The organism is Hoeflea sp. BAL378 (assembly GCF_000759435.1).
Lineage (GTDB): Bacteria > Pseudomonadota > Alphaproteobacteria > Rhizobiales > Rhizobiaceae > Hoeflea.
This window is the reverse complement of the sequence record NZ_JRJG01000022.1, coordinates 53,045-61,289: the sequence shown is the minus strand read 5'-3', so window position 1 is coordinate 61,289 and position 8,245 is coordinate 53,045. Positions and strand designations below refer to the sequence as shown.

7 protein-coding genes are annotated in these 8,245 nt (G+C 66.1%); 5 read left to right on the top strand and 2 right to left on the bottom strand.

The features are described from left to right. Positions 1-101: 101 nt before the first annotated feature. From LL06_RS06875 to LL06_RS06855, 5 genes are all read left to right on the top strand, one after another. Positions 102-1,931, top strand: coding sequence for an extracellular solute-binding protein (locus tag LL06_RS06875; protein ID WP_035524109.1), 1,830 nt, complete (start codon positions 102-104; stop codon positions 1,929-1,931). 159 nt (positions 1,932-2,090) lie between these two features. Then, complete coding sequence (locus LL06_RS06870; protein ID WP_035524105.1) at positions 2,091-3,191, top strand: microcin C ABC transporter permease YejB; 1,101 nt, start codon at positions 2,091-2,093, stop codon at positions 3,189-3,191. Next, a complete protein-coding gene (locus LL06_RS06865) occupies positions 3,188-4,339 on the top strand; it encodes an ABC transporter permease (protein ID WP_035524102.1) in 1,152 nt (383 codons plus the stop codon). The genes LL06_RS06870 and LL06_RS06865 overlap by 4 nt, the downstream gene beginning before the upstream one ends. After that, positions 4,336-5,985, top strand: a complete 1,650-nt coding sequence (locus LL06_RS06860) for an ABC transporter ATP-binding protein (RefSeq protein WP_035524099.1) — start codon at positions 4,336-4,338, stop codon at positions 5,983-5,985. The genes LL06_RS06865 and LL06_RS06860 overlap by 4 nt, the downstream gene beginning before the upstream one ends. A gap of 7 nt (positions 5,986-5,992) precedes the next feature. Then, the gene (locus LL06_RS06855) at positions 5,993-6,958 is read left to right on the top strand and encodes a glyoxylate/hydroxypyruvate reductase A (RefSeq protein WP_035524095.1); all 966 of its coding nucleotides are present in this window, start codon (positions 5,993-5,995) and stop codon (positions 6,956-6,958) included. 39 nt (positions 6,959-6,997) lie between these two features. Here the strand turns inward: LL06_RS06855 and LL06_RS06850 are convergent, their stop codons facing one another. Both LL06_RS06850 and LL06_RS06845 read right to left on the bottom strand, forming a co-directional pair. Continuing rightward, the gene (locus tag LL06_RS06850) at positions 6,998-7,858 is read right to left on the bottom strand and encodes an NlpC/P60 family protein (protein ID WP_035524093.1); all 861 of its coding nucleotides are present in this window, start codon (positions 7,856-7,858) and stop codon (positions 6,998-7,000) included. Next, complete coding sequence (locus LL06_RS06845) at positions 7,855-8,223, bottom strand: MarR family winged helix-turn-helix transcriptional regulator (protein ID WP_035524090.1); 369 nt, start codon at positions 8,221-8,223, stop codon at positions 7,855-7,857. Before LL06_RS06845 ends, LL06_RS06850 begins: the two co-directional genes overlap by 4 nt. Between the last annotated feature and the right edge of the window lie 22 nt (positions 8,224-8,245).

Below are 8,245 nucleotides of genomic sequence, written 5' to 3'. Positions count from 1 at the left end.
TTTTTTTCGATTTCGCGCGGTTTTTTCGATCAGGCCCTGCACGTGACGCAGAAGTGACCTATTGTCTCCCGAGTGATTTATCCCCAGGAGGACCCGCCGTCATGATCATCCGCCCTGCCCCCTTCATGCTGGCCCTGGCCGCGCTTCTGATCTGTGCGCCGGCATCCCTGGCGCAAGACGCGGACTGGCGGCACGCGATGTCGATGACCGGCGAGATCAAATATCCCGAGGGGTTCGCCCATTTCGACTATGCCAATCCCGACGCGCCCAAGGGCGGCACGCTCCGGCTTGCGGAGGAAGGGACCTTCGACAGCCTGAACCCGATCCTGGCCAAGGGCGAGCTGGCGGTCGGGCTGTCGCTGGTCTTCGACACGCTGATGAAGTCCTCCGAGGACGAAGTGTCCACGTCCTACGGGCTGATTGCCGAGAGCGTGAGGTATCCCGCGGACTATTCGCAGGCCACCTTCCGCCTGCACCCGGAGGCGAAGTGGGCCGATGGCGAGCCTGTGACGCCGGAGGACGTGGTGTTCAGCTTCACCATGGCCAAGGAGCACAATCCGCTGCAGGCCAATTACTACGCCCACGTCGTCTCCGCCGAGAAGAGCGGCGAGCGCGAGGTGACCTTCCGCTTCGATGAGGTCAACAACCGCGAACTGCCGCAGATCCTCGGCCAGATCCTGGTGCTTCCCAAGCACTGGTGGGAGGGCACCAGCAAGGACGGCAAGGCGCGCGACATCAGCCGCACGACGCTCGAGCCGGTGATGGGCTCGGGCCCCTATAGGATCGCCTCCTTCACCCCGGGTTCCAGCATCCGCTACGAGCTGCGCGAGGACTATTGGGCCCGCGATCTCAACGTCAATGTGGGGCACCACAATTTCGGCGCCATCGACTACGCCTATTTCACCGACGCCAGCGTCGAATTCGAGGCCTTCCGCGCCGGCCGGGTGGATTACCGGCAGGAGAACTCGGCCAGCAAATGGGCCACAGCCTACGATTTTCCTGCCGTCGAGAGCGGCGAGGTCGTGCTTGAGGAGATCGAGAACCCGCTGCGCGCGGTCGGCATCATGCAGGCCATGGTGCCCAATCTGCGGCGCGACAAGTTCAAGGACATCAGGGTGCGCAAGGCGCTCAACTACGCCTTTGATTTCGAGGATCTCAACCGCAACCTGGCCTTCGACGCGTTCGAGCGCATCGACAGTTATTTCTGGGGCACGGAGCTTGCCTCCTCCGGCCTGCCCGAAGGCCGGGAAAAGGAAATCCTCGAAGGGATGAAGGACAGGGTCCCGCCGGAAGTCTTCACCACGCCCTACACCAATCCGGTCAGCGGCGACGCGCAGAAGGCGCGCGCCAACCTCCGGCAGGCGCTGACGCTGTTCGAGGAGGCGGGCTACGAGCTCCGGGGAACGCAGCTTGTGAACGCGCAGACCGGCGAGCCGTTCGAGCTCGAGATCCTTCTGTCGAGCCCGTCCTTCGAACGCTCGGTGCTGCCCTATGTCGCCAATCTCAAGAAGATCGGCGTCGACGCCAGGATCCGCACCGTCGACGCCTCGCAATACACCAACCGGGTCAGGAGCTTCGACTACGACATGATCTGGTCGGTCTGGGCGCAGACCCTCAACCCCGGCAACGAACAGGCCGGCTACTGGGGGTCGTCCTCGGTGGACCGCGAGGGATCGCGCAATTACGCCGGCATCTCCGATCCGGCGATCGACGAGCTGGTGCGGATGGTGATCTTCGCCGAGACCCGCGAGGAGCAGGTGGCGGCGACGAAGGCGCTCGACCGGGTGCTGCTCGCCCATCACTACGTCGTGCCGCTGTTCTACAGCAAGGCCTTCAAGATCGCCCACCGCAGGACGCTCACCCATCCCGAGGAGCTGCCCTATTACGGCCTCGGATTTCCCGAGATATGGTGGATGAAGTCGGCCGAATGACGCGCTTTCGGCCTTGCGCCGTCTCCGACATTCGATTCTGTATGACTCGTGGACGAATCAGCCCCGGGCTGGGCTTTCCGGCTTGAAGGATTTGAGAGTGAGCACATCATCACAGGCCAGGGGCCGCCGGACCGCCCCGAGCAAGCGGACCGCAGCCTGATGGGCGGCTATATCCTCCGCCGTCTGCTCTTGATGATCCCGACCATCATCGGCATCATGGCGATCTCGTTCGCCGTGATCCAGTTCGCACCGGGCGGTCCCGTCGAACAGGTCATCGCCCAGCTCACCGGCCAGGGGGATTCGGCCATCGACCGCATCGCCGGCGGCGGCGACACGGTGGGCAGCGCCCAGGAATTCGGCGATTCGTCCTCCTCGCAGTACCGCGGCGCCCAGGGCCTCGACCCGGAATTCATCAAGAAGCTCGAGGCCCAGTTCGGCTTCGACAAGCCGCCGCTCGAGCGGTTCCTTTCGATGATGTGGGACTATATCCGCTTCGATTTCGGCGAGAGCTATTTCCGCAGCGTCTCCGTCCTCGACCTGATCATCGAGAAGCTGCCGGTGTCGATCTCGCTCGGCGTCTGGATCCTGCTCCTGTCCTACATCATCTCGATTCCCTTAGGGATCAAGAAGGCGGTGACGGACGGCTCGCGCTTCGATGTCTGGACCTCGGGCCTGATCATCGTCGCCTATGCGGTGCCCGGCTTCCTGGTCGGCATCCTGCTGATCGTGATGTTCGCCGGCGGATCCTTCTTCGACTGGTTTCCGCTGCGCGGCCTCACCTCGGACAATTTCGCGGAGCTCAGCCTGTTCGGCAAGATCGTCGACTATTTCTGGCACCTGGCGCTGCCGCTGATCTCGCTGTCGCTCGCCGCCTTCGCCACCACGACGCTGCTGACCAAGAACTCCTTCATCGACGAGATCCGCAAGCAGTATGTCACCACCGCGCGGGCCAAGGGACTGACCGAGAGCCAGGTGCTCTACCGGCACGTGTTCCGCAACGCCATGCTGATCATCATCGCCGGCTTTCCCGGCGCGTTCATATCCGCCTTCTTCTCCGGCTCGCTGCTGATCGAGACGATCTTCTCGCTCGACGGGCTCGGCCGGCTCGGCTTCGAATCGGTGATCCGGCGCGACTATCCGGTGGTGTTCGCGACGCTTTTCATCTTCTCGCTGATGGGTCTGGTGGTCGGGCTGATCTCGGACCTGGTCTACACCTGGGTCGATCCGCGCATCGACTTTGAAAAGCGGGATGTCGGATGAGCGCGACCGTTTCCTCCAACAGCCAGGCATTCGACGCAGAGGGCCGGCCGAAAGGCTGGCTGTCGCCCACCAACCGGCGGCGCTGGGCCAATTTCAAGGCCAACCGGCGCGGCTACTGGTCGCTGTGGATCTTCCTGGTGCTGTTCATCGCCAGCCTGCTGGCCGAGTTCATCGCCAATGACCGGCCGATCCTCGCCTCCTACAAGGGCGAGATCCTCTATCCGGTGCTTGTCGACTATCCGGAGGAGAAGTTCGGCGGATTCCTGGCGCGCACCGACTACCGCGATCCCTTCATCCAGGACGAAATCGAGGCCAATGGCTGGGTGATCTGGCCGCCGATCCGCTATTCCTACACCACCGCCAATTCCTACATTCCGCATTCGGCGCCGACCGCGCCGTTCTGGCTGATGGACAAGGAGACCCGCTGCCAGGCCTATCCGCTCAAGGACGAGGATCCGGGCTGCACGCTGGGCAACATGAACTGGCTCGGCACCGACGACCAGGCCCGCGACGTCACCGCGCGGATGATCTACGGCTTCCGCATCTCGGTGCTGTTCGGCCTGACGCTGACGATCTTCTCGGCGCTGATCGGCATCGCCGCGGGCGCGGTGCAGGGCTATTTCGGCGGCTGGACCGACCTTCTGATGCAGCGCTTCATCGAGATCTGGTCGTCGATGCCGGTGCTCTACATCCTCCTGATCATCGCCGCGGTGCTGCCGCCGGGGTTCTGGATCCTGCTCGGCATCATGCTCCTGTTCTCCTGGGTGTCGTTCGTGGGCATCGTCCGGGCCGAGTTCCTGCGCGCGCGCAATTTCGAATATGTCAACGCGGCCCGCGCGCTCGGCGTCGGCAACGCCACCATCATGTTCCGGCATCTGCTTCCCAACGCCATGGTGGCGACGCTCACCTTCCTGCCCTTCATCCTGTCGGGCTCGATCACCACGCTCACCTCGCTCGATTTCCTGGGCTTCGGCCTGCCGCCGGGCTCGGCCTCGCTCGGCGAACTGATCGCCCAGGGAAAGCGCAACCTGCAGGCGCCGTGGCTGGGGCTCACCGCCTTCTTTACCATCTCGATCATGCTGTCGCTCCTGATCTTCATCGGCGAAGCCACCCGCGACGCCTTCGATCCGCGGAAGACATTCCGATGAGCGGCGCGGAAACCAGGACCGACGAGCCGCTGCTGTCGGTGCGCGACCTGTCGGTGGCGTTCCACCAGGGCGGCGACAGTCAGCTCGCGCTCGACCGCATCTCGTTCGACATCAGGCGCGGCGAGACCGTGGCGCTGGTGGGCGAGTCCGGCTCCGGCAAGTCGGTCTCGGCGCTGTCGGTGCTCAGGCTGCTGCCCTATCCCGCGGCCAGCCACCCCTCCGGGGCGGTGCTGTTCAAGGGCCAGGACCTGTTGTCCGCGCCCGAGGCGCAGATCCGCGACGTGCGCGGCAACGACATCACCATGATCTTCCAGGAGCCGATGACCTCGCTCAATCCGCTGCAGACGGTGGAGCGGCAGATCTCGGAAATCCTGCACCTGCACCAAGCAATCAAGCCCGACGAGGCCGAACGGCAGGTGCTCGAGCTGCTCGACCAGGTCGGCATCCGCGAGCCCGAGAAGCGGTTGGCGTCCTATCCGCACCAATTGTCCGGCGGCCAGCGGCAGCGGGTGATGATCGCCATGGCGCTCGCCAACCGGCCCGAGCTGCTGATCGCCGACGAGCCGACGACCGCGCTCGACGTCACCGTGCAGGCGCAGATCCTGGAGCTGTTGCGCGATCTCAAGCACAGGCACGGCATGGCGATGCTGTTCATCACCCATGATCTCGGCATCGTCCGCAAATTCGCCGACCGGGTCTGCGTGATGACCGACGGCAAGATCGTCGAGACCGGCCCGACCGCCGAGATCTTCTCCAACCCGCAGCACGCCTACACCAAGCACCTGCTCGCGGCCGAGCCCAAGGGCGATCCGCCGGCGCGCAAGCCCGAGGCCCCTGACGTGATGCGGGCCGAGGACATCAAGGTCTGGTTCCCGGTCAAGAAGGGGTTTCTGCGGCGCACCGTCGATCATATCAAGGCCGTGGACGGCCTGTCGCTCACGCTCAAGGCCGGGCAGACGCTTGGCGTGGTGGGCGAATCCGGCTCCGGCAAGACCACGCTGGGGCTGGCGCTGATGCGGCTGATCCGCAGCGAGGGCCGGATCTATTTCGAGGACCAGCCGCTGCATGAGCGCTCGTTCAAGGAGATGCGGCCGCTGCGCAGCGCCATGCAGGTGGTGTTCCAGGATCCGTTCGGGTCGCTCAGCCCGCGCATGTCGATCGCCGACATTGTCGGCGAGGGGCTCGCCATCCATGCGCGCGACCTGTCGCCGGGGGCGCGCGACCGGCGCGTCGCCGAGGCGCTCGAGGAAGTGGGCCTCGACGCCGCCACCCGCTGGCGCTACCCGCACGAGTTTTCCGGCGGCCAGCGCCAGCGCATCGCCATCGCCCGGGCGATGGTGCTGAAGCCGCGCTTCGTCATGCTCGACGAGCCGACCTCGGCGCTCGACATGAGCGTCCAGGCGCAGGTGGTCGACCTGCTCAGGGACCTGCAGGCGCGGCACGATCTCGCCTATCTGTTCATCAGCCACGACCTCAAGGTGGTCCGCGCGCTCGCCAATGACGTGATCGTCATGCGCGCAGGCAGGGTCGTCGAACAGGGCACGGCGGACCAGATCTTCGACCATCCCGAGACCGACTACACAAAGGCGCTGATGGCGGCGGCGTTCAACCTTGAATCCGCGGCCGGCGGCGACGTCAGCGAATAGGCCCCCCATGACAGACACAACCCAAAAGGGACGCATCCTGCTGGCGCTGACCGGCTGGTCGCCCGACGTGTGGCTCGACGAGCTCGGCCGGGCCGCGCCCGACCGGCCGGTGACGCTCGAGCCCGACGGCGCGGCCGACCCCAGCATCCATTACGCCGTGGTGTGGAAGCAGCGTCCGGCGCTCCTGTCGAAACTGCCCAATCTCAAGGCGATCTTCTCGCTCGGCGCCGGCGTCGACCATGTCTTTAACGATCCGGACCTGCCGCAGGTGCCGATCGTCCGCGTCGTCTCGCCCGACCTCACCACACGGATGAGCGAATATGTCGCCTGGCAGGTGCTCGACCATCACCGCCTCGGCCCGCGCTACCGGGCGCAGCAGGCCGCGCGGATCTGGCACGAGGACCGTAGCCAGAAGGCCGCCGCCGACATCACCGTCGGCATTATGGGACTGGGCGAGCTCGGACGCGACGCCGCCGCCAAGCTGCGCGTGCTGGGGTTTCAGGTGTCGGGATGGGCCAGGACCCAAAAGCAGCTCGAGGGCGTCACCTGCTACGCGGGCGCCGAGGGGCTCTTGCCCTTCCTTGCCTCGGCGGACATTTTCGTGGTGCTGCTGCCGCTCACGCCCGACACGCGCAACATCCTCGATCGCTCCCTGTTCTCGCGGATGACGAAGCGCGGGCCGCTGGGCGCGCCGGTGCTGATCAATGCCGGCCGCGGCGGGCTGCAGAACGAGGCCGACATTCTCGCGGCGCTGGACGAGGGACTGCTGTCGGCGGTGACGCTGGATGTGTTCCAGCAGGAGCCGCTCGGCCCCGACAGCCCGTTCTGGAGCCATCCGAACGTCACCATCACCCCGCACGCGGCCGCAGCCTCGGTGCCGTCGTCGCTGATCAAGCCGATCGTCGCGCAGATGGACGCCCACGATAGGGGCGGGAAGCTTATCAACCTGGTCGATCGCAAAGCCGGGTACTGACCCGGTGACCCGTGGGTATAAGCCGGCGGCGTCGCCGGTTCAGGGCCGGCGGTACCGGGTGGGCGCGCCGTAGAGCCTGGCGATGCGGTCGATGGCCGCCTGCAGCGGCTCGCGCGTCACCGACATGGTCCCGCCCGAGGCGTGCAGCAGGGTTTCGGGGTCTTCCAGGATCCCGACATGCCCCTTCCAGAACACTAGGTCGCCGCGCCGGAGACCGTCTTGGGCGGGATCGATCACCGTCCCCAGGGCCGCGCCCTGCTGGTCGGAATCGCGCGGCGCCGGCGTGCCGGTCATGGCCAGCGCCATCTGCACCAGGCCCGAGCAATCGATGCCGAAGCCAGAGCGCCCGCCCCAGAGATAGGGCGTGTGCAGGAACCGCGCCGCCACCGCCACCGCGTCCTCCGGCGCATTCTCGCCGATCGGCCGCAGATGCGCCGCGATCATCGCCGCGCCGTCGTCGAGAAGCGCATAGGGCGTGCCCCGGGTCTCGGCCGCTCCGGTCACCCGCACGCGGCTGCCCATCGACAGCGCGGCGCGATGGGGAAAGCGCAGATCCGCGCCGGGATAGAGGATGGTGCGGGGGACGGCGACCACATGGGTGGCGCCGGAGGCGCCTTCACGGATGGCGTCCTGCGGCACGTAGCCCACATAGCCATCGGCCTGAAGCTGCACCCAGGCCCATCCCTCCGCGGTATCGAAGACCGTCAGCGCCTCGCCATAAAGCGCCTGCGTGTCGATGCCGCATTCCGGGTCGGGCCTGGGACGGATATCGGCCACCGGCACGGCGACATGGGCGGCGGCGCCCTCGGCATAGGCGGCGGCCGTGACCCTGTCCTTGAGCCGCAGGTCGGCCAGGTCCGGCCGGTAGGCGTGGGACCGGCGGTCCAGGGTCTCGTTCATGCATGCACTCCTTCGGCGGATGACAGCTTCCGCCCTTCGTCGATGATGATGTCGCCGATCTTTTCGACGAAAAGTGCGCCGTCGACCGTGCGCTTGATGATGACGTTGCGCCGGTCACGCTCGTCGCGCACCCGGCGGACCAGCCCCATGTGGCCCATCGTGTCCAGCGCCCTTGTGATCACCGGCTTCGTCACCTTGAGCGTGGCGGCGAGGCCGCGCACGGTGTGCGGCGGCGGCGCGAGGTAGATGTGCAAGAGGATCGCCAGTTGCCGGATGGTCAGGTCCGGCCCCGTTGCCCGGACATGCTCGAGCGTGACCGCGTGCCACAACCCGAGCGCGTCGGAAGGCCGGAGATCAATCGCCATTGCTCACGCCTTTCGTTTCGGT